The organism is Streptomyces sp. CA-179760 (genome assembly GCF_050937045.1).
Lineage (GTDB): Bacteria > Actinomycetota > Actinomycetes > Streptomycetales > Streptomycetaceae > Streptomyces.
In genome coordinates, this window is record NZ_JBNJLZ010000001.1 from 3,990,398 (window position 1) to 4,011,960 (window position 21,563).

The 21,563-nt window shown below is 72.0% G+C and carries 12 protein-coding genes and 3 pseudogenes; 8 read left to right on the forward strand and 7 right to left on the reverse strand.

Annotated features, from left to right (window positions below; all coding sequences use genetic code 11):
* Positions 1–168: 168 nt before the first annotated feature.
* Together ACQEV8_RS17715 and ACQEV8_RS17720 are read left to right on the forward strand one after the other, a co-directional pair.
* Positions 169–954, forward strand: a complete 786-nt coding sequence (locus tag ACQEV8_RS17715) for an SDR family NAD(P)-dependent oxidoreductase (protein WP_432961235.1) — start codon at positions 169–171, stop codon at positions 952–954.
* A 68-nt stretch (positions 955–1,022) separates the two neighbouring features.
* Positions 1,023–1,364: pseudogene (locus ACQEV8_RS17720) on the forward strand (MerR family transcriptional regulator); the annotation flags it as partial.
* 4 nt (positions 1,365–1,368) lie between these two features.
* On the opposite strand, the pseudogene mfd reads toward ACQEV8_RS17720, so the two are convergent.
* From mfd to ACQEV8_RS17735, 3 genes and pseudogenes are all read right to left on the reverse strand, one after another.
* Positions 1,369–4,901: pseudogene (gene mfd / locus ACQEV8_RS17725) on the reverse strand (transcription-repair coupling factor).
* Positions 4,902–5,127: 226 nt separating this feature from the next.
* Complete coding sequence (locus tag ACQEV8_RS17730) at positions 5,128–7,707, reverse strand: ABC transporter permease (protein WP_432961237.1); 2,580 nt, start codon at positions 7,705–7,707, stop codon at positions 5,128–5,130.
* Positions 7,704–8,492: an ABC transporter ATP-binding protein gene (locus ACQEV8_RS17735; RefSeq protein ID WP_432961239.1), complete on the reverse strand. Its 789-nt coding sequence runs from the start codon at positions 8,490–8,492 to the stop codon at positions 7,704–7,706. Before ACQEV8_RS17735 ends, ACQEV8_RS17730 begins: the two co-directional genes overlap by 4 nt.
* 400 nt (positions 8,493–8,892) lie before the next feature.
* Between ACQEV8_RS17735 and ACQEV8_RS17740 the strand changes: the two genes are divergently transcribed.
* From ACQEV8_RS17740 to ACQEV8_RS17765, 6 genes are all read left to right on the forward strand, one after another.
* Positions 8,893–10,386, forward strand: coding sequence for an MFS transporter (locus ACQEV8_RS17740; protein WP_432961241.1), 1,494 nt, complete (start codon positions 8,893–8,895; stop codon positions 10,384–10,386).
* A 20-nt stretch (positions 10,387–10,406) separates the two neighbouring features.
* Positions 10,407–10,916, forward strand: a complete 510-nt coding sequence (locus tag ACQEV8_RS17745) for a GNAT family N-acetyltransferase (protein ID WP_432961247.1) — start codon at positions 10,407–10,409, stop codon at positions 10,914–10,916.
* Between the two features lie 81 nt (positions 10,917–10,997).
* Positions 10,998–12,896: a hypothetical protein gene (locus tag ACQEV8_RS17750; RefSeq protein WP_432961249.1), complete on the forward strand. Its 1,899-nt coding sequence runs from the start codon at positions 10,998–11,000 to the stop codon at positions 12,894–12,896.
* Positions 12,893–13,423: a hypothetical protein gene (locus ACQEV8_RS17755; RefSeq protein ID WP_432961252.1), complete on the forward strand. Its 531-nt coding sequence runs from the start codon at positions 12,893–12,895 to the stop codon at positions 13,421–13,423. Before ACQEV8_RS17750 ends, ACQEV8_RS17755 begins: the two co-directional genes overlap by 4 nt.
* A 192-nt stretch (positions 13,424–13,615) precedes the next feature.
* The gene (locus tag ACQEV8_RS17760) at positions 13,616–14,050 is read left to right on the forward strand and encodes a DUF485 domain-containing protein (RefSeq protein WP_432961255.1); all 435 of its coding nucleotides are present in this window, start codon (positions 13,616–13,618) and stop codon (positions 14,048–14,050) included.
* Positions 14,051–14,079: 29 nt separating this feature from the next.
* Positions 14,080–15,660: a cation acetate symporter gene (locus ACQEV8_RS17765; protein WP_432972764.1), complete on the forward strand. Its 1,581-nt coding sequence runs from the start codon at positions 14,080–14,082 to the stop codon at positions 15,658–15,660.
* 131 nt (positions 15,661–15,791) lie between these two features.
* On the opposite strand, the gene ACQEV8_RS17770 is transcribed toward ACQEV8_RS17765, so the two are convergent.
* The 4 genes and pseudogenes from ACQEV8_RS17770 to ACQEV8_RS17785 all read right to left on the reverse strand — a co-directional run bounded on the left by ACQEV8_RS17770 (position 15,792) and on the right by ACQEV8_RS17785 (position 21,251).
* Positions 15,792–16,736 carry a cellulose-binding protein gene (locus ACQEV8_RS17770; RefSeq protein ID WP_432961257.1) on the reverse strand — a complete coding sequence of 315 codons (945 nt, stop codon included), beginning with the start codon at positions 16,734–16,736 and terminating at the stop codon, positions 15,792–15,794.
* A 144-nt stretch (positions 16,737–16,880) separates the two neighbouring features.
* Positions 16,881–17,342: a carboxymuconolactone decarboxylase family protein gene (locus ACQEV8_RS17775; protein ID WP_432961260.1), complete on the reverse strand. Its 462-nt coding sequence runs from the start codon at positions 17,340–17,342 to the stop codon at positions 16,881–16,883.
* 146 nt (positions 17,343–17,488) lie between these two features.
* A pseudogene (locus ACQEV8_RS17780) lies at positions 17,489–20,238 on the reverse strand (SUKH-4 family immunity protein).
* 8 nt (positions 20,239–20,246) lie between these two features.
* On the reverse strand, positions 20,247–21,251 hold the full coding sequence (locus ACQEV8_RS17785; RefSeq protein WP_432961262.1) for an SMI1/KNR4 family protein: 1,005 nt from the start codon (positions 21,249–21,251) through the stop codon (positions 20,247–20,249).
* Between the last annotated feature and the right edge of the window lie 312 nt (positions 21,252–21,563).

Genomic DNA, 21,563 nt, shown 5'->3' on the forward strand with positions numbered 1-21,563 from the left:
CCTCCCCTCAGAGGCCGTCCGGGGAGTCGTGTACGCACCTCCCGCGGGCGGCTTCGGACGTTCTGAGGGCGGCTTCCGAGGTCCTTGGGGCGGCTTCCGAAGTTCTCCAGGCGGCTTTCCAGGCGGCGCTTGACCTTGACACCGGCGTCAGGGTCGGACGATCCCCGCATGGCATCCCCCGATCCGAAGACCTCGGCATCTCCCGATCCGAAGACCCCGCGAACCGTGCTCGTCACCGGTGCCGGTACCGGCATAGGCCGGGCCACCGCCCAGGCGTTCGCCGACGAGGGCGCGTACGTCGTGGCCGTCGGCCGCCGCGAGACGCCCCTCGCCGAAACCGCCGCCCACGCCCCTTCCCTCATCAGCCCGCTCGCCGCCGACATCACGGCCGACGGCGGCCCGGAGAGGATCGTCCGTACGGCGCTCGACCGGCACGGCCGTATCGACGTCCTGGTGAACAACGCGGGCACCGTCAGCACGCAGTCCCTGCGTACGTACACGCGCGACGCCGTCGAACCCCAGCTCGCGACGAACCTCCTCGCCCCCGTCCTGCTCACCCAGGCCGCGCTCCCGGCGCTGGAGGAGAGCCGCGGGGTGATCGTGAACGTGACGACAGCGGTGGGACAGCGCGGGTGGCCCGGCAACTCCCTGTACGCGGCCGGAAAGGCGGCCCTGGAGGTGCTCACGCGCAGCTGGGCGGTGGAGCTCGCCCCGCTGGGGATCCGGGTCGCCGCCGTGGCGCCGGGGGCGATCGACACCCCGATCGGCGACCACGCCGGTCACACCCCCGAGCAGCGCGCCGCGATCCGTGCGTGGCAGCTCGGCCACACGCCGCTCGGCCGGATCGGCCGCCCCGCGGAGGTGGCGTGGGCGATCGCCCGACTGGCCTCGCCGCAGGCCTCGTTCATCACCGGCGTAGTACTTCCGGTGGACGGCGGCGCGCTCGTCACATGAGACTGACACACGACATGAGACTGACGGGCAGGGCGGAACCTCGTATGCAGGGCATCGCGGAACCCCACATGCGGATCGGCGAACTCGCCGAGGCGACCGGCACGAGCCCGCGCGCCCTGCGCCACTACGAACAAGCGGGCCTCATCACCTCCGAACGCGCCGCCAACGGCTATCGCCTGTACGACGACGCCGCGGCGGTCCGCGTCCGCAACATCCGGCAACTGCTCGACGTAGGGCTGACGCTCGACGACGTACGGGTGTTCCTGCCGTGCCTGGACGGCGATGTCATGGCCGGGCCCGCCTCCGAGAAGGCCGTGCGGACCGCCGCCGAGCGCCTCGCCGTGCTGGACGCGCGCATCGCCGCGCAGACGGCGGTGCGCGACCGGCTGGCGGCGGTCCTTCGCGCGCGGGGCGTCAGGACCCCAGCACCGACGTCAGGAACTCCCCGACCCACCCCAGCAGCTCCCGCCCGACCAGCGGCTTTCCGCCGACCTTCGCGGTCTTCGGGCGCGGCACCAGCACCTGGTGCACCGCCGGCTTGATGACCGTCCCGGGATAGAGCCGCTTGAGCCGCAGTTCCTGCGATTCGCGCAACTCCACGGGGGCGAAGCGGATGTTGGTGCCCTGGAGCACGATCTCGCCGACGCCGCACGCGCGCGAGAGCATCCGCAGACCGGCGACGAGCAACAGGTTCTCCACCGGCTCGGGCAGCTTGCCGTAGCGGTCGACGAGTTCCTCGCGGACAGCCTTGACGTCCTCCTCCGTGTTGGCGGAGGCGATGGCGCGGTATGCCTGGAGACGGAGCCGCTCGCCCGGCGCGTAGTCGTGCGGGACGTGCGCGTCGACCGGCAGTTCGATCTTGACCTCGAGCGGCGGCTCCTCCTCGATCTCGCCCGTCTCCAGCTGACGCCGGTAGTCGGCGACGGCCTCGCCCACCATCCGTACGTAAAGGTCGAAGCCGACGCCCGCGATGTGTCCTGACTGCTCGCCGCCGAGGAGGTTGCCCGCTCCGCGGATCTCCAGGTCCTTCATCGCCACGTACATGCCGGCGCCCATCTCCGTGTGCTGCGCGATGGTCGCGAGCCGCTCGTGCGCGGTCTCGGTCAGCGGCTTCTCCGGCGGGTAGAGGAAGTACGCGTAGCCGCGCTCGCGGCCTCGGCCCACCCGGCCGCGCAGCTGGTGCAGCTGCGACAGCCCGAAGTTGTCACCGCGCTCCACGATGAGTGTGTTCGCGTTGGAGATGTCGATGCCGGACTCGACGATGGTCGTGGAGACGAGCACGTCGAACTTCTTCTCCCAGAAGTCGACGACGACCTGCTCCAGCGCCTGCTCGGACATCTGGCCGTGGGCGGTGGCGATGCGCGCCTCGGGGACGATCTCGCGCAGCCGGGCCGCGGCCCGGTCGATCGACTCGACCCGGTTGTGGATGTAGAAGACCTGGCCCTCGCGCAGCAGTTCACGGCGGATGGCGGCGCCGATCTGCTTCTCCTCGTAGGGGCCGACGAAGGTCAGCACCGGGTGCCGCTCCTCGGGCGGGGTGGTGATCGTCGACATCTCCCGGATGCCCGTGACCGCCATCTCCAGGGTTCTGGGGATCGGGGTCGCGGACATGGTCAGGACGTCGACGTTCGCCCGGAGCTTCTTCAGCTGCTCCTTGTGCTCGACGCCGAAGCGCTGCTCCTCGTCGACGATGACCAGGCCCAGGTCCTTGAACTTCGTCTCCGACGAGAACAGCCGGTGCGTGCCGATGACGATGTCCACCGAGCCCTCGCGCAGGCCCTCCAGGACCGCCTTGGCCTCGGTGTCGGTCTGGAAGCGGGAGAGTGCCTTCACGCTGACCGGGAACTGCGCGTACCGCTCGCTGAACGTCCCGAAGTGCTGCTGCACCAGCAGGGTGGTGGGAACCAGGACCGCCACCTGCTTGCCGTCCTGGACGGCCTTGAAGGCGGCCCGGACCGCGATCTCGGTCTTGCCGTAGCCGACGTCGCCGCAGATCAGCCGGTCCATCGGGACCGTCTTCTCCATGTCGTCCTTGACCTCGGCGATGGTGGTGAGCTGGTCGGGCGTCTCCGCGTAGGGGAAGGCGTCCTCCAGCTCGCGCTGCCAGGGGGTGTCCGTCCCGAAGGCGTGCCCGGGGGCCGCCATGCGCGCGCTGTACAGCTTGATGAGGTCGGCGGCGATCTCCTTGACGGCCTTCTTGGCGCGGGCCTTCGTCTTCGTCCAGTCCGCTCCGCCCAGGCGGTGCAGCGTGGGGGCCTCGCCGCCGACGTACTTGGTGATCTGCTCCAGCTGGTCGGTGGGGATGTAGAGGCGGTCACCGGGCTGGCCGCGCTTGGCGGGCGCGTACTCGACGACCAGGTACTCGCGGGTCGCGCCCTGCACGGTGCGCTGCACCATCTCGATGTAGCGGCCCACGCCGTGCTGCTCGTGGACGATGTAGTCGCCCGGCTCCAGGGTGAGCGGGTCGATGGTCTTGCGGCGGCGGGCCGGCATCCGGGCACCTTCGCGGCCCGCGGCCCTCTGGCCGGTCAGGTCGGTCTCGGTGAGCACCGCGAGTCCGCGGGCCGTGTCGACGAAGCCGTGCTCGATCGAGCCGCACGCCACGTGCACGACCGACGGGGAGATCTCCGCGAGGTCGGAGTCGAGGCGGGCCGCGATGCCCTCGCCGCCCAGCACCTCGACCGTACGGGCCGCCGGGCCGTGTCCCTCGGTGACGAACACCGTGCGCCAGCCGTCGGCGAGCCAGCCCTTGGTGTCGGCGAGGGCCTTGGCGGTGTCCCCGCGGTAGGTCTCCGGGGCGTGCATGCCGAGCTTGAGGGTGTCTGCGTCCAGCTCCTCGTCGGCGGCGAACGGCGACACCGACCACCACATCATGTCCAGCTCGCGGGCGCGGTCCCGGACGTCCGCGATGGACCACAGCGAGGCCGCGCCGACGTCGATGGGCGCCTCGCCACCGCCGGCGGTGGCCGCCCAGGAGGCCTGCAGGAACTCCTGCGAGGTGGCCACCAGGTCCGAGGCGCGCGTGCGGACCCGCTCCGGATCGCACACGACGGCCATGGCGCCCTTGGGCAGCACGTCGAGCAACAGCTCCATGTCGTCGACGAGGACCGGGGCGAGGGACTCCATGCCCTCGACCGCGATCCCCTCGGCGATCTTGCCGAGCAGTTCACCGAGCTCGGGGTGCTGTTCGGCCAGGGCCCGCGCCCGCGCGCGGACGTCCTCGGTGAGCAGCAGCTCGCGGCACGGCGGCGCCCACAGGCCGTGCTCGGCGACCTCGAGGGAGCGCTGGTCGGCGACCTTGAAGTAGCGGATCTCCTCGACGTCGTCGCCCCAGAACTCGATGCGCAGGGGGTGTTCCTCGGTGGGCGGGAACACATCGAGGATGCCGCCGCGCACGGCGAACTCGCCGCGCTTCTCCACCAGCTCCACGCGCGCGTACGCGGCGGCCGCGAGGGCGTCGACGATCTCTTCGAGGTCGACGGTCTGCCCCGGCCTCAGGGCGACCGGCTCCAGGTCACCGAGGCCCTTGACCTGCGGCTGGAGCACGGACCGGACGGGCGCGACGACGACGGAGACCGGGCCGGTCTCGGGGTCGTCGGGGCGGGGGTGGGCCAGACGGCGCAGCACGGCCAGGCGGCGGCCGACGGTGTCGCTGCGGGGGCTGAGCCGCTCGTGCGGGAGGGTCTCCCACGAGGGGTACTCCACGACCCCCTCCGGCGGGAGGAGGGAGCGCAGGGCCGCGGCGAGATCCTCGGCCTCGCGGCCCGTCGCCGTCACCGCCAGCACCGGGCGACCCGTGTCCCGGGCCAGGGCGGCGACCGCGAAGGGGCGGGCAGCCGGGGGCCGACCAGGTCGACGTGCATGCGGTTGCCGTCGGCGGCCGCGCTGATCGCTTCCGCGAGGGCGCCGTCTTGGACTACGGCGTCGAGCAGACCGTGCAGGCTCATACGGGTCTTTTCCGTCCAGGGGTGGGCAACACGACTGGCCCGACGCGCGCCGCGGGCCGGGGGGTCTCCAGCGTACGACGATGTGCGCCCGCGCGGCGGGCCTGTGGATAACGCCCGTCCCGGCGGCCGGAGAATGACGCGGGCCCGCCCCGGAGGCGGAAAACCTCCAGGGCGGGCCCGTCCCCCGCAACCCCCGTGTGCGGTGGTTCTCGGTGAGACCGAACTACTACTCCGTCGCGATCGCGTTCAGGACGTTCATCCGGCCCGCCCGGAACGCCGGGATCAGTGCGGCGAACAGTCCCACGAACGCCGAGCTGACGAAGACACCGATGATCGTCGGCCAGGGGATCTCCAGGACCATCAGGCCCTCCAGCGCGAGCAGCTGCTGCGCGGTGGCACCCCAGCCCATGCCGAGGCCGAGGCCCAGGAGGGCGCCGAAGAGGGCGATGACGACGGACTCCATGCGGATCATGCGGCGCAGCTGGCGGCGGGACAGGCCGATCGCCCGCATCAGGCCGATCTCCCTGGTGCGCTCCACCACCGACAGGGCCAGGGTGTTCACCACGCCCAGGATGGCGACGATGATCGCCAGGGCCAGCAGGCCGTAGATCATGTTGAGCAGCTGGCCGATCTGGTCCTTGAGGGCTTCCTTGTAGTCGGTCTGGTCGCGCACGGTGTACTGCGGGTAGTCGTGCATGGACGACTTCAGGGACGTGTAGGCGGCGTCCTGCTGCCCGTCCTTGGCGCTGACGAAGAGCAGCGAGTCCAGCGGCATCTTGTCGGCCGGGACGTACTTGGCCATCGTCGAGATGGACGTGTACATCGCGCCCGCGTCGATCACGACGTCACTGCTGGTGATCGCCCGGACCGTCAGGTCGGCCGTACGGCCGTCCTTGAAGGCCACGGAGATCTTGGAGCCGAGGCTGATGCCGTGGTCCTTGGCGAACTTCTCGTGGACGGACATCGAGTCGGGCTTGTAGGCGTCGGGGAGCTTGCCGGCGACCGTCTCGGTGCGCAGGTCGGTCGCGTACGACGGGTCGGCGGCCGTGATCGCCGTGTCCTTGAGCGTCTTGCCGTCGGGGGTGGTGAAGTCGGCCTGGGTCCACTTGTACTCGGTGACCCGCTCCACGTCCGACGCGGACTTCGCGGCCTTGACCGCCTGCGGGGTGATCAGCTGGCCGTTGTCGGACTGGATGATGAAGTCCGTGCCGACGGTCTTGTCGAGCTGGTCGGTGGCGGACGCCACCATGGAGGAGCCGACCACGGACAGGCACGCCACCAGGGCGAGGCCGATCATCAGCGCGGCACCGGTCGCGCCGGTGCGGCGCGGGTTGCGCAGGGCGTTGCGCTCGGCCATGCGACCCACGGGGCCGAACATGCGCAGCAGGACGGCGCCGAGGACCCGGACCACTCCGCCGGCGAGCAGCGGGCCGATGACGACGAAGCCGATCAGCGACAGCACCACGCCGAGGCCGAGCCACAGCGAGCCCTCCTTGGCCTGGTCGGCCGCCGCCGCCAGATACAGGCCGAAGGCGCCACCGCCGGTGAGGACGGTGCCGATCGCGGCGCGGATCCAGCCGGCCTTGGCGTCCGCGGGGGCGCCCGCGTCGCGCAGCGCGGCCATCGGGGAGATCTTGCCGGCGCGCCGGGCCGGCAGATAGGCGGCCAGGACGGTGACGATCACGCCGAGGACCAGTCCGACCACCGGGGTCGTCCAGGCCACCGTCAGGTCGTCGGTGGACAGCTCCATGCCCATCTGGCCCATGAGCTTCATCAGGCCGATCGCGAGGCCGACGCCCGCGGCCACGCCGAGCACCGAGCCGACGACGCCGAGCAGCAGCGCCTCGGCCAGCACCGAGCGGTTGACCTGCTTGCGGGAGGAGCCGATCGCCCGCATCAGACCGATCTCCCTGGTGCGCTGGGCGACCAGCATGGAGAAGGTGTTGATGATCAGGAAGATGCCGACGAGGAAGGCGATCCCGGCGAAGCCGAGCATCGCGTACTTCATGACGTTCATGAAGCCCGCGACGTCCTTCTGGTTGGCGTCGGCGGTCTCCTTGGCGGTCTTCACCTGGAAGTCGCCGCCGAGCACGGCCGCGACGTTCTTCTTCAGCTGCGCGTCGCTGACGCCGGCGGCCGCGGTGACGTTGACGTTGGTGTAGACGCCGCCCTCGCCGATCAGGGTCTGCTGGGCGGTCTTGGTGTCGAGGTAGAAGATCGCGGCACCGGGGTTGGTGACGGTGAAGTCGGCGATGCCGGAGATCTTCGCGGTGTGGGTGCCCGTCGCGCTGATCACGCCGATCGGGTCGCCGAGCTTCAGGCCGTGCTTGTCGGCGGTGTCGGCGTCGACCATGATCTGGTCGGCGCTCTTGGGTGCCGCACCGGAGGTGATCTTCATGGTGCGGGCTTCGTTGTCGTTCCAGCCGCCGACGATGGTCGGAGCGCCGCTGGAGGGCGACAGGTTGTCCTTGTCGGCGTCGACGACGGTCACCGAGGTGGAGAACACCGCGCCCTCGGCGGACTTCACGCCGTCTGCCTCGCGTACCTCGGCGAGCACGGCGGCCGGCATGACCGGCGGCTTGCCGTTGTCGGCGGTCGTCTCCCCGCTGTCGGAGGCGCCCTTGGGGCTCACCGTCACATCCGAGGAGGTGGCCGCGAAGAGCTTGTCGAACGTGGTCGACATGGTGTCCGTGAAGACGAGCGTCCCGCAGACGAACGCCACCGACAGCAGGACGGCGATCGCCGACAGTGCCATGCGGCCCTTGTGCGCGAGGAAGTTGCGCATCGAGGTCTTCATGACGGTCATGACGTACGCCCCCGGGCGTCGAAGTCCTTCATGCGGTCGAGGACGGCGTCCGCGGTCGGCTTGAACATCTCGTCGACGATCCGGCCGTCGGCGAGGTACAGGACGCGGTCCGCGTAACTGGCGGCGACCGGGTCGTGGGTGACCATCACAATGGTCTGGCCCAGCTCGTCGACGGAGCGGCGCAGGAAGCCGAGCACCTCGGCGCCCGCGCGCGAGTCGAGGTTTCCGGTCGGCTCGTCCCCGAAGATGATCTCGGGCCGGGCCGCCAGCGCCCGTGCCACGGCGACGCGCTGCTGCTGGCCGCCGGAGAGCTGAGTGGGCCGGTGCTTGAGACGGTCGGAGAGCCCGACGGTCTCCACGACCCGCCCGAGCCACTCCTTGTCCGGCTTGCGGCCGGCGATGTCCATGGGCAGCGTGATGTTCTCTATCGCGTTCAGCGTCGGCAGCAGGTTGAACGCCTGGAAGATGAACCCGATCCGGTCCCGGCGCAGTTGCGTGAGCTTCTTGTCCTTCAGGCCGGTGATCTCGGTCTCGTCGAGGTAGATCTGGCCGCTGGTGACGGTGTCGAGCCCGGCCAGGCAGTGCATGAGCGTGGACTTGCCGGACCCCGAGGGGCCCATGATCGCGGTGAACTGGCCGCGTGCGATGTCCACGTCGACATGGTCGAGGGCGACGACCCGGGTCTCCCCGGATCCGTACGCCTTCACGACCTGCCGCGCCCGTGCGGCAACGGCCGTACGCCCGCCAGTACCCCCGTGCCTGGGAATGGTTACAGCCGATGTCACGGTATATCTCCTATGTCGGTCAGCAATATCGGTCGGCAGATGGTGATGTGCCTCAAGTCTTTCGGCGGGGAGGGGTCCCGCGCCCTGGTGTTGAGCGCCGTCTTCCTACTGTGGAAAACCCCACCCCGCCGGTGTGGAACACCGCCCCCCGACGGCGTAAAGCCAGGTTAAGGACGGACCCCCGCACGTCTCGTCCTCCGCCGGTACGAACCCTCCCCAGGTCGTAGTACGGAGGTACCCCTAGGGGCAGTCCACCGAAGGGTGGAGACCGTCTCAGGGTTCGCTCCACCCGACGGCCCGTTCAGGCTCCACCCTCCCGCGACGTCAGGGTCAAGTGGGAAGCTGTCGGGCGACAGATAGGTGCAAGGGGCAGGCAGGTCGGCGAAGGGGAGGCACGTGGGTGGGAAGCACCAGTTCCGCGGCGCGGGAGGCAGCGCGCCCCGCCGAGACCGACCGGCGCGGAGCCGTCGTCGCCGCGCTGATGCTCTCGATGGCGCTGGCGGCGCTCGACTCCACCATCGTCTCGACCGCCGTGCCGCAGATCGTCGGGGACCTCGGCGGATTCTCCGTCTTCTCCTGGCTGTTCTCCGGCTATCTGCTGGCCGTGACCGTCACCCTGCCCGTCTACGGCAAGCTCTCCGACACCTTCGGCCGCAAACCGGTCCTCGTCGTGGGCTCGGTGGTCTTCCTCCTCGGATCCCTGCTGTGCGCTCTGGCCTGGAACATGGAGGCGCTCATCGCCTTCCGCGTCGTGCAGGGCCTGGGCGGCGGCGCCCTCCAGGGCACGGTGCAGACGCTCGCCGCCGACCTGTACCCGCTGAAGGACCGCCCCAAGATCCAGTCGAAGCTCTCCACGGTGTGGGCGGTGTCCGCGGTCGCCGGGCCGGGCCTCGGCGGGGTGCTCGCCGCGTACGCGGACTGGCGGTGGATCTTCCTGGTCAATCTGCCGATCGGCGCGGTCGCGCTGTGGCTGATCGTGCGTCATCTGCACGAGCCGGAGCGGGAAACCGTTGCCCACGCGCGCGTGGACTGGGCGGGCGCGCTCGCGGTGTTCGCCTGCGGCGGTGTCCTGCTCGCGGCCCTGGTGCAGGGCGGAGTGGCCTGGCCGTGGCTGTCGGCGCCCTCGCTCGCCCTGTTCGGTGCGGGACTCGCCCTGGTCGCGGTGGTGGTGCTGGTGGAGCGGCGGGCCGCGGAGCCGATCATCCCGGGCTGGGTGTGGCGGCGCCGCACGATCGCCGCGGTCAATCTCGCCCTGGGCGCGCTGGGCCTGCTGATGGTCGCGCCGACGGTGTTCCTGCCCACCTACGCCCAGGGGGTGCTGGGCCTGGCGCCCGTGGCCGCCGGATTCGTGCTCTCCGTATGGACGTTGAGCTGGCCCATATCGGCGGCCCTGAGCCAGCACGTGTACCGCAGGATCGGCTTCCGCAACACCGCGATGCTGGGTATCGGAGCGGCGGCACTGATCCTGTTCGCCTTCCCGTTCCTCCCCTACCCGGGGCAGGCCTGGCAGCCGACGCTGCTGATGCTGCTGCTCGGCGCCGCGCTGGGCCTCTTCCAGCTGCCGCTCATCGTCGGGGTGCAGTCGACGGTGGGCTGGGCGGAGCGCGGTACGACGACCGCATCCGTGCTCTTCTGCCGCCAGACCGGCCAGACGATCGGCGCGGCTCTCTTCGGCGCGGTCGCGAACGGGGTGCTGGCCGCCAGGCTCGGCGGCGCGAGCGACCTCGACTCGGTGACCCGGGCATTGAACTCGGGCAGCGCGCCGGAGGCGACCCGGCGGGCGATCGCCGACGCGGTGCACGCCGTCTACCTGGGCGCCTCGTGCGCGGCGGCACTGGCGTTCCTGGTGCTGCTGTTCCTCGCGCCCCGGAAATTCCCGGTACTCAAGGACTGAGCGTCCGTATCCTCCCGCCCATGGTGACCTTGGAACGGCTTCGAGCCGATCACGCCGACGCGCTGCTGGCCTTCGAGCGGGAGAACCGCGCGTACTTCGCCCGCACGGTGCCGGACCGCGGGGACGTCTTCTTCACTCCGGCGGGGTTCGCCGAACGCCTCCGGTCGCTCCTGGCGGAGCAGCACGCGCGCGTGTGCCGCTTCCATGTCGTCCTGTCGGAGGAGGGGAACCTGATAGGCCGGGTGAACCTGATGGATCTGGTGGACGGCAGCGCCGAACTCGGCTATCGCATCGGCGAACAGACCGCGGGCCGGGGCGTGGCGACGGCGGCCGTCGCGCAGGTGTGCCGCCTGGCCGCCACCGACTACGGGCTGACGTCCCTCACCGCGAGGACGACACTGGACAACCCGGCCTCCATGACCGTCCTGGCCCGCAACGGATTCACGCGGGTGGAGGAGACAACCGTCGGCGGCCGCCCGGGAGTCCGCTACGTACTCCGGCACCTCGACGGCGCCCCCGAGACCCCCTAGGGCGCGACCCCGACCCGTTTCCGGGGCCGGGCACTCTTGCGGGTGACGCGCGGCGATGGACGGTGCGTGTCTGCTGGTGGCATGGACTTCAACAGGCGCACGGCGATGGCAGCGGGACTCGGAGCGGTGGCGGCGGCGAGCGGCGCCACCGCCTCGGCAGACGGCGGCAGCACTTCGACAGGCGGCAGCACCGCCTCGGCGGCCACGCCCACGACGGTGACAGTGACGGTGCAGGCCGAGGCGGCGGTGCGGACGAACATCCCCGTCCGCCGGGACCGCAGGGCTTCCGGAGGGCGATATCTGGGGTTACGGACGGCAGAGAAGCCCCCGGCCCGCACCGGCTGGTACGCGACGTACACCGTGCGGGTCCCGCGGGCCGGGGTGTACGCACTGACGGCCGTGGCCACGGCACCGGTCGAGACTCCGCACACGGAAGCCGTCGCCTCCTACCCGCACCTGTCCGTGAACGACGGCCCGTTCACCGAGATCGCCCGCTCGCAACCGCACTGGTACGAGTCGCCGCCGGCCTGGGGCGACCTGTCCGTCCTGGATTTGGGCGTGGTCGAACTGCGAGGCGGCACCGACACGCTCACCTTCCGCGTCACCGAACCGGCCCTCCTCGACGACACGACCGCGTTCGTCCTCACCCTGGACCGCTTCACCCTGCGCCGCCTGCGGGGGCACCCGGCCCTGCGCGAGCTGTCGGTCCCCCGGCACCGCGAGGGGGAACCGGCCCGGCTGCGCCTGGCCCTCGACGGGCACACCACACACCCGTACCGCGTGCGGTACGCCGTCAGCGACCACCACGGCCGCCAAGTCACCACCGGCCGGGCCACCATCGCCGCCGGCGACACGAGCGCCACCGTCACGCTCCCCGATCTGCCCCCGGGCCACTACCTCGTGAGGGCGGACGGCGTGACGGGCCGGTTCGCGCGTCTGCCGGCACGCCCCGCGCTCACCGGCCCCGCCAGCCGCTTCGGCGTGAACGTCTGGGCGTCCTCCCTCGTCCCGCCGGCCCGGCTCGCGGACTTCGCCGCCGCCCTGCGGGACATGGGAGCCGGCTGGGTGCGGGACGGCCAGTCCTGGCCCGCCGCCGAACCGGCGCCCGGCGACTACGACACGGCACAGCACGACCGCCGCACCCGCACCCTGCGCGCCCACGGCCTGGCCGTCCTCGACGTGATCTCCCCCGCCCCCGAGTGGGCCATGACCGACGCCTCGCTGCCTCTCCCGGCGGACCTCAGGCACGCCTACCGCTACGCCCGCCACCTGGCCGCGGCCGCCCCCGAGGCCCTCCAGTTGTCGAACGAACCGGACGTCGACACCACCCGCAGCACCGGCGACGCCCACGCCGCGTTCGTGAAGGCCGCCGCGCTCGGCATCGGGGACGCGGCGCCCGAGCCCTGCCTGATCGTCCTGCCGGGCATCGCGCAGACCGGCCCCTTCCAGGACCTGATGCTCGCCAACGACGTACTGCGGTACGCCGACGTATGGGCCTTCCACGGCTACCCGGACCCCACCGAACCGGGCGAACCGAGCTTCCCGGGCGCCGCGGACGAACAGCACGAGCTGGCCCGCCGGCACCAGGCGGACACACCGCTGTGGATGACCGAGTGCGGCGCGTTCCAGAAGGCACGCCCGGGGCAGGACCTGACACCCGGGCAGGAGATCGCGCAGGCCCGGTACGTGGTGCGCTCGACGGTGGAGGGCCTGGCAGCGGGGAACGACCGGCAGTTCTGGTTCGCCGGACCGCCGCTGCACGACGACGGCGTCTACTTCGGCCTGCTCGACCGCGACTTCCGGCCCCTGCCCGCCTACAGCGCGTTCGCGGCCCTGACCTCGCTGCTCGGCGCGGCCCACTTCACCGGCCCCACCCCCGGCTGCCGGACGGAGTGCGGGGCTTCGGCTTCGACACCGGACGCGGCGAGCGGGTCACGGTGGTGTGGGCGCGGCGGCCAGTGCGCCTGGACCGATACGTGAGGGGGACGGCCTACGACATGATGGGCCGCCGCCTCCCCACCGGCCGGCCGGTGACCGCCTCACGCGACCCCCTCTACGTCGTCGCCCCTGCGAACCCGGCCACTTCACCGCCGCCCGCCTCCCGCCCGAGGGCCCGTCTCTCCCCCGCCGAGCACATCGTCCTCGCCCAGCGCTTCTCCGCCCGCGACGCCGCCCCCGGCAAGGACGACGGAGACGCGCCGCCGCCGCACGGCTACCGTCTCGGCCGCCGTACGCGGATGACCGTCGACGTCTACAACTTCGGCGACATCGCACGCCATGTGACGGTCGCGGCACAACCGGTGGGCGACGGATGGACCGTGCGGACGGATCAGGGCCGGGAGGCGACGCGTATACGCGTCCCGGCCGGAGGGCGGATCGGGGTCAAGTTCACGGTGCGCGCGGAGCGTTCGGTTTCGCGCCGGACCGACCGGCGGCTGGCGTTCGGCGCGACGCTCGACGATCACACCGACGTGCCGGCGTCCGTGGCGCTGATCCATCTCAAGTAGCCCGCCGAGGACACCCGAAACCTGAGTTAACGGGGGTAACACCCAAGGTCAAAAAGGTAAGCGCATACCGACCAATCAGTTTGGCCAAACCCTCGCGCAGCCCCGGTACTCCGAAGTAACGTGCGTGGCCGCCCGCCCCCCACCTCCCTGCGGCCCGCCGCACCGGATCCAACCCTCGCAAGGAGCACCGGGATGTCCTTCGACCCGTCACCGTCCCACCCCTATCCCCCACCCGAATCCTCGCCCTCCTACGACACCTACCCCTGGCAGCCGCAGCAGCAGCCCGAACCGCCGGAGCGGCGCCCCCAACGCCACACCGCGCTCGGACACCACAGCGACCTGCGTGTCCTGCGCAGCGCCTACCGCTGGCAGCGGCGGGTGGCCACGCTCACGGCGCTCGGCTACTTCACTCTGTTCCTGATCCTGTCGGCGTTCGCACCGTCGTTCATGACGGGCACCGTCACCGACGGCCTGCCCACCGGCCTGCTGCTCGCGCTCATCCAGGTCCCCGTGACGTGGCTGGCCATCGCCTTGTACGAGCAGACGGCCCGGCGCCGCGTCGACCCGATCGCGGACCGGATACGCAAACAGGCCGAACTGGACGCCAAGCGGGAGAGTGCACGGTGATCAGCGAGTTCAGCGGCAACGCCCAGGCAATGTCCCTGGTGGGCTTCACATCGGTGGCCACGATCACCCTGCTGCTGTGCGTGATGACGGGCCCGGACCGGGACGACCTCGACGAGTTCTACACCGGCTACAGCTCCCTGTCGCCCATGCGCAACGGCCTGGCGATCGCCGGCGACTACATCTCCGCCGCGACCGTCCTCGGCACCGGCGGCGTGATCGCCCTCTTCGGCTACGACGGCACCGTACTGGCCCTGAGCACGGCCCTGTCGCTGATGCTGCTGATGTTCCTGCTGGCGGAACCGCTGCGCAACGCGGGCCGGTTCACCATGGGCGACGCGCTGACCCGCCGGATGCCGGGACGCGCCGTGCGGATCGCGGCCTGTGCGGTGACGCTGGCGGCGCTGGTGCCGCTGATGCTGGTGCAGCTGGCGGGGACCGGGCAGCTGATGGCGTTCATCCTCGGCTTCTCCGGCGAGTCGATGCAGACGGGCTGCATCATCGGCGTGGGCGCGCTGATGATCAGTTACGCGGCGATCGGCGGCATGAAGGGCACGGCCCTCATCCAGATCCTGAAGATCGTGATGCTGCTCGGTTCGGGCATGGTGGTCGCGCTGCTGATCCTGAACCGGTTCGACTGGGATCCGGGGGCCCTGTTCGGCGCGGCCGCCGACAACAGCGGCGTGGGCTCGGCGTTCCTCTCGTCCGGCCTGCAGTTCGCGGGCGGTCCCAGCCCCGGCCTGGACATGATCACCGCGCATCTGACGGTGGTCCTCGGCGGTGGTGTCCTGCCGCACGTCACCATGCGCATGTACACGGCCTCCAGCGCCCGGCAGGTGCGGCGTTCGATGTCCTGGGCGGTGTCGGGCGTGGCCCTGTTCGTGCTCGTCATCACGGTCATCGGCTTCGGCGCGACCGCGCTGGTCGGCCGGGCGGCGATCGCGCAGGTCGACCCGCAGGGCAACACGGCCTATCTGCTGGGTTCGCAGGCGGCGTTCGGCGCGGAGGTGTCGACGGCGGAGACGTTCCTCTTCACGACCGTCACCACGGCCGTCTTCCTCACGCTGCTCGCCTCCGTCGCCGGCATGATCCTCGCCTGCGCCAACTCCCTCGCGCACGACGTGTTCGCGGCCCGGGTGCAGGAGATGTCACCGCGCCGCGAGATGACACTGGCCCGGCTCTCGGCGCTGGCGGTGGGCATCCCGGCGATCCTGCTGGCCACGCTCGTCCAGCACCGCAGCCTGCAGCCCCTGGTGACGCTGTCGTTCTGCCTGGGCGCCTCGGCCATCGCGCCCGCGCTGGTCTACAGCCTCTTCTGGCGCCGCTACACCCGGACGGGCCTGCTCAGCACCCTCATCGGCGGCTCGCTGGCCGTCCTGCTGCTGATGCCGGGCACCAACCTGGTCTCCGGCTCACCCGTGTCGGCCTTCCCCGACGCCGACTTCAACTGGTTCCCGTTCACCACCACGGGCCTGCTCTCCATACCCCTGGGCTTCGCCTGCGGCTGGCTGGGCACGATGGCCTCCGGCCGCCGGAAGTCGGAGGAACAACGCCACCAGTACGAGGCGGTGGAGGGCTGGATCCTCGCCGGCGCGGTACGAAGGGACCGCTGACCGGAGACGGCACGGGTACGACGCCCCGGGCGGCCTCGCGTACGAGCGCGGCCGGGGCGTCACCCACCCGCGACCCGCCCGCGACCGTGCGGCGCCCCGGCTGGTCTCGCACACGAGCGGCGGCCGGGGCGTCACCCACCCGCCCCCCTTCCCACCCACTGCCCTGCCGCGCGCCGGCCGGTGTCACTCCCCGTCGGCCCCGCCGGTCCCGCCCACGCCGCCAGGCTGGCGTGCACGCGGTCGATGTGGGCCCGCACGTCCTCTCCCTGTTCCTCGTGGGCGCGCAGCAGCCGCTCCGTCTCCTCCTCGACGCGGTCCGCGTGCTCCCGGGCCTGGGCGACCAGCTCCGCGGCACGCTCCTGCGCCTCCTCCTGCCGGAGCCGCGCCGATTCCCCGGCGTCGGCGAGGGCCTGCTCCGCCTCGGACAAGGCCCGCTCGGCGCGCTCCACCGCCTCGGCGTGGCGCGCGTCCAGCTCCTCCACCCGGGTGGCCTCCTCGCGCTCCACCTCCGCCCACCGCTCGGCACGCTCCTTGTCCCGCTCGGCGAGCATCCCCAAGGAGCGCTGCCGCATCTCCCGCAGCGCGGCCAGCGCCTCACCCCGCTGTTCCTTCGCCCCGCAACGGACCGAGACACGGATCTCGTCGGCCTCCGCACTCGCCACGAGCAGCCGCTGCCGGGCCCGTTCGTCGGCGTCGGCGCGTACGGCGTCGGCATCCGCCCGCGCGGACTCGCACACCTCGGCCGCGCAGGCCCGCGCCTCCTCCACGAGCCGCCGCGCCTCCTCCCGCGCCCTGTCCCGCACGGCCGCGGCCTCCTCCTGGCCGAGTGCGAAGAGCCGCCGCGCCCCCTCCCCGAGGGACTCGTAGTCCTGCGGAGCGAGCCCCGCCACGGTCTCCCGCAGCAGCGCCAGCTCCGCGTCCATCTGCCGGGCGAGCACCGTCAGCCGGGCGGCCCGCTCCCAGGCCGCGTCCCGATTCTGGGAGACGGCCTCCGCGTATCTGTCCACCTGCTCGGGACGGTAGCCACGCCCCCGCCCGGCCACGAAGCCGTGCGGCGACACTGACGCGCTGCTCATCCTGGAACCCCTCTCCACCTCACCGACGCGAAGCCGCACAAGAAACGGGATGATTTCGCGCACATCTTGGTGGATCAGGCAGAAGTGTTCATAACGCGACACTCCGCACAGAGGTCACGGGCCCACGACCGGACCGTACGGCCGTCAGCCCCAAGTGGCGCCGACAGGCTCCTGGATGGTCGTGTTGATGCGGTTGAACATGTTCGTGAGCGAGACGGTGAGAATCAGCCCGGAGAGCTCCTTCTCGTCGAAGTGATCGGCCACCTCGTCCCACAGCGCGTCAGGAACCGACTCCTCCGAGAGGTCCGCGAGCCGCGTGACGGCCTCCGTCAGCTTCAGCGCCGCCCGCTCGGCGTCCGAGAAGAACGGGGCGTGACGCCAGGCCACGACGGCGCTGATGCGCTCCTCGCTCACCCCGGCCTTGCGAAGGTTGACGGTGTGCCCGTGCACACAGGCGCCACAGCCGTTGATCTGACTGGCGCGCAGCCCGACCATCTCCGCCAGTTCCTGCCCCAGACCACCCTCCCCGATCGCCTGGAAGAGGGTGCCGATGCCCTTCATCGCGCCGGGAAGGACGTACGCCGGGTTCGTCATCCGTGCCTGCATGATCTCTGCCTCCTGTGTCGGTGCGTCGCTGTCACCCTTCTGACGAAGCGGCACGAGGAGATGTGACAGCCGGACACGAAGAAGCCGGGCCCGGTCGTACGACCGACCGGACCCGGCTCCCCTTCCCGCACGTCAGCGGCGATGTGTCACAGCAGTCCGTCCCACATCTGCTCCAGCAGCACCGACCACCAGCTCTCCGGCGACCCCAGCGCCGCCGGGTCGAGCGCGGCCAGCTGGGCCTGGAAGTCGACGGTCCAGCGGCCCGCCTGCTCCTGGTTCAGCCCGAACCGCAGCCGCCACATCCGCCCGAGCAGCGCCAGACAGCGCGCGAACTCCGGCAGCCCGGTGTTCACGAACTGCGGCGGCACCGGCGCCCCGCCCGGCCCCGCCTCCACCGGCACGGCGACGATGTTGGCCGTGCCGTACTGCACGCAGATCGCCTTGCCGAAGTCGCTGCCCATCACCAGATAGGAACCCGCGTCCGAGGCCGGCTGCACACCGCGCTCGGCCGCCAGCTCCGCCAGCGTCGGAACGGGCCGGCCCGGCTGCGCCTGCGCCCAGAAGAACGGGCCCATGTCCATCGGCAGACCGGCAGCCACCAGCGTGTGCGCCACGACCGGCGGCACCCCCTGCCGGGACACCGCCGCCTGCTCGAACCGGAAGACACCCGGCCCGAACGCGGCCCCCAGCTCCTGCGCGATGGCCTCCGGCGGAACCGGCGGAACCGCCTGCACCGGCGGCAGCGGAGCACGCACCGGCGCCGGACGCGCCGGGCCGTCCGCCACCTGGTGCAACTCGCCCTGGTGGGCCAGCAGCTGCTGCATGCCCTGCTGCCGGCTCGCGTGGTCGGTGCCGTACGGCGCGATGCTCGTGATCCGCGCCTGCGGCCACTGCTCCCGGATCATCCGCGCGCAGTACGCGCCCGGCAACTCGCACGACTCCAGCTCGGTGTGCAGCTCCAGCACCTGGTCCGGGGGCACGTTCATGGCCCGCAGCTCATGGAAGATCTGCCACTCCGGGTGCGGCGTACCCGGCGCCGAACGCCGGATCAGCTGCTGCTCGGAACCGTCCTGCGCGCGGTAGCGCAACACGGCCTGGTAGCCGGGACCGACCGTGGGCTGCCCGGCGGGCGGCTGCGGGTAGCCGTACGCCGGCGGCGGCCCGGGGACGGGCTGGCCGGGCGGCGGCACCGCACCGGGCATCGCGCCGGGCGGCACCGCACCCGGCATCGCACCGGGCGGCATCGGCGTCGCGGCGGGAGGTGCGCCGGGAGCCTGCGGCGGCGGAGGCACGCCGGGGCCGCCCGCCGGGGCGGCGAGGCCAGCATGGTCTCGGCGTGGTGCACGGGTCCGGCGCCGGGCGGATTCGGAGCCCCCGGAGGCTGGGGGGCACCAGGCACACCAGGCGGCCCCGGAGGCTGAGGCACACCCGGCGCACCAGGAGGCCCCGGAGGCTGAGGCGGCTGTGGCGCACCCGGGCCCGGCCGAGCAGGATCGGCGAACATCGTGGCGGCATGGTGGACACCGCCCGGGGGCGTGCCACCAGGGGCACCAGGAGGCTGCGGCGCACCCGGCGGCTGCTGCGGAGGCAGCGGCGCACCCGGGCCCGTCGGCATCCCGGCCCCCGAAGAACCCCCGGCACCACCGGCACCACCGGGACTGCCGGGACTGCCGGGCCCCTCAGGACCAAGCGCCGACACCATCTGCGTCGGCACATACCCACCTGCCGGAGTCCCCGGCGCACCGGGCCCCGACGGCGGAGGCGCAGGCGTATCACCCGGGCGCGCACCCGGCGTACCCGGTGCGCCCGGCGGAGGCGGCGTGGTCGGACCCGTGCCCCGGCCACGCCCCGGCGGCGGAGTCGCCTTGCTGGTCGCGGCGTCCGCGATGTCCCCGGCGTTCGGCGCGAGCGGCCGCTCGGGCGCACCCGGCCCGGCCGGCGGCTGCGGATAGCCGTACGGCTGCCCGCCCGGCGCGGGCGGAGGCGTACTGCCCTGCGGCACACCGGCGGGCGGCGTACCCGGCACTCCTTGCGGCGGCGTACCCGGCATGCCGGGAGCGGCACCCTGCGCGTGCGGCCCGTCCACCGGACGCCCGTCCGCCACAGACCCGTCCGCCACAGCCCCGTCCACCGCCGGCGTGACCGCGGTCCGCGGAAGCTGGCTCCCGCCCGCGATCAGCGCCGTCTTGGCGTCGGATGGCGTCGCGGGCGGCGGCGTGTCGTCGCCGGCCTCGCTCAGCGGCGGCGCGAAGACCGTCGCGGGCAGCGGAACGGAACGATCGTCACCGCCATCGCCGTTGGTGTCCGTACCGGCCCAGGGCGTCGCCCCGGCAGGCACGGCCGGAGCCACCGGACCAGCCGGAACACCAGGAACACCGGAAGCACCCGGAGCACCGGAGGCGTCCGAGTCGCTCCCCCCGGCCGCCGGCCACGACGCGCCACTCCCGGAAGCGGAATCACCAGCGGAATCACCAGCAGAGGCAGCAGCGGCAGCCCCCGCCCCGGCCCCCCGCCGATCCGGAATCCCCAGCTTGTCCGCCGCATCCTGCAACCACTCCGGCGGAGTCAGCAGGAAGGACGTCTGGTTCAGATCCACCCGCGCCGGAGGCGCCGGCGCCGGCTCGTCCACCGCGTCCGGACGGCCGTACTCCTCCTCGTACCGGCGGATCACCTCACCCACCGGCAGCCCGGGCCACAGCGTCGCCTCGCCGCTGTCCCGCGCGATCACCAGCCGCTGCGCGCCCCCGTCCGAACGGGGCCCGTCCGCGCGGTCCTCGGCCCACACCACGAACCCGAGATCGAACTCCCGCACCCGCACCTCACGATGCTGGTACGACGGCAGATCGCCGTTGATCCACTCTTCCGCGCGCTCCTGCGCCTGAGCGAAGGTCACCATCGCCGAAGTCACTCCCCCACAGCCGAGGACGACACCGCACCCACCGGCACCACACGCGCGAACCCGCCGTCCACCATCAGGTTCGCCACCGTCTCCAACTCCGGCGGATTGCCCGCCAGCCGCGACAGGAAGACGTCGAAGTCGTCCCCGCACGGCAGCAGCAGCCGCTCCACCCGCTCCGCCGGCGGCGTCGAGGGATCCACGTCCCGCGCGTCGTCGTACGAACAGAACCACACGGAGCCGATCCGCTCGCCCTTCACCTTCACGGCGAGCAGCCCGCCCTGGACGAAGGAGACGCCCAGGTAGTCCTTGGTCAGATGGTCCCGCAGACACTTGTTGACGTACACCAGGTCATTGACCGCGGCCTCGTCCCGCACCGTGAAGAACGGCTGGTCGACCAGCAGCCCCAGCTCCGCGTTCAGCGCGGCACCCACCGGCGCGCAGCCGCCCGCCGCCTTCAGGAACGACCGGTACGCGCCCGGCAGCCGGTAGCCGAGCTCCTCCTCGGCGCCCTGCACCTGCGACTCCGTCACGGCCACACCCGACTTCGGCAGCCCGAAGTGCGCCGGACGCGTCTCCTGGAGCGGCCGCGTGCCCCGCTTGCCGTGGTCGACACCCGACGTGGCGATGCCGCCGTGATGCCGCAGCAGCGCCTTCACCTCGACCGGGACCAGTTCCAGCCGCCGCGAGGCGACCGCGTGGTGCCAGGTCCAGCCGTGCGGCGTCGCCACCGCGGGCACCGTGTCCCACAACTCGTGCCCGGACGCCGACAGCGCGCTGTTCGCCGACACGTAGTCCGTCAGCCGCAACTCGTCGACACCGAAGCCCTCCGGCGGCTCCGCGATCTCCGCGACCGCGCGCGCGTAGGGCGAGAAGTCGGGGTAGCCACGCTCGTCGACCCGTACCCCTCTCGGGTGACGGGCCGCCCGGACCGGGTCCGGGAATTGCACGACCTGCCCGGCGTAGGCCGCGTTCGGCGGCGCGGCTTGCTGCCCGAGCCGACCTGTCGTCATGGCGGTTGCCCCCTGCGGCACTCTGTACGAACCGTATTGACCGCCTATGGCGCACTACGACCCGTATCGACTGTCACGTCTGTCTGTCTCGACTGTCCGTCTCGACTTCTCTGCAGTTCCCTGCACTTCCCTGCATGCGCCGGCCCCGCGGATCACCCTCCGGTTCACTGCATCGATCTCCGAACGGATCACCGCATCGCCCGCGGTGCCGACAGCCTATGCGGTACGACGACACCGGTCACCGGCACCGGTCAGCGGCCCCTCCGCCTCCGTGACCAGCCGTCACCCCACCGTGACGACACACCCCGGAAC

What these genes read in the sequence shown, in the direction of transcription:
- ACQEV8_RS17765 (WP_432972764.1), top strand. Translation starts at nt 14,080, where the DNA reads ATGTCCCTGGTGGGCTTCACATCGGTGGCCACGATCACCCTGCTGCTG.
- ACQEV8_RS17770 (WP_432961257.1), bottom strand. Translation starts at nt 16,736, where the DNA reads ATGAGCAGCGCGTCAGTGTCGCCGCACGGCTTCGTGGCCGGGCGGGGG.
- ACQEV8_RS17775 (WP_432961260.1), bottom strand. Translation starts at nt 17,342, where the DNA reads ATGCAGGCACGGATGACGAACCCGGCGTACGTCCTTCCCGGCGCGATG.
- ACQEV8_RS17750 (WP_432961249.1), top strand. Translation starts at nt 10,998, where the DNA reads ATGGACTTCAACAGGCGCACGGCGATGGCAGCGGGACTCGGAGCGGTG.
- ACQEV8_RS17730 (WP_432961237.1), bottom strand. Translation starts at nt 7,707, where the DNA reads ATGACCGTCATGAAGACCTCGATGCGCAACTTCCTCGCGCACAAGGGC.
- ACQEV8_RS17785 (WP_432961262.1), bottom strand. Translation starts at nt 21,251, where the DNA reads ATGACGACAGGTCGGCTCGGGCAGCAAGCCGCGCCGCCGAACGCGGCC.
- ACQEV8_RS17760 (WP_432961255.1), top strand. Translation starts at nt 13,616, where the DNA reads ATGTCCTTCGACCCGTCACCGTCCCACCCCTATCCCCCACCCGAATCC.
- ACQEV8_RS17745 (WP_432961247.1), top strand. Translation starts at nt 10,407, where the DNA reads ATGGTGACCTTGGAACGGCTTCGAGCCGATCACGCCGACGCGCTGCTG.
- ACQEV8_RS17715 (WP_432961235.1), top strand. Translation starts at nt 169, where the DNA reads ATGGCATCCCCCGATCCGAAGACCTCGGCATCTCCCGATCCGAAGACC.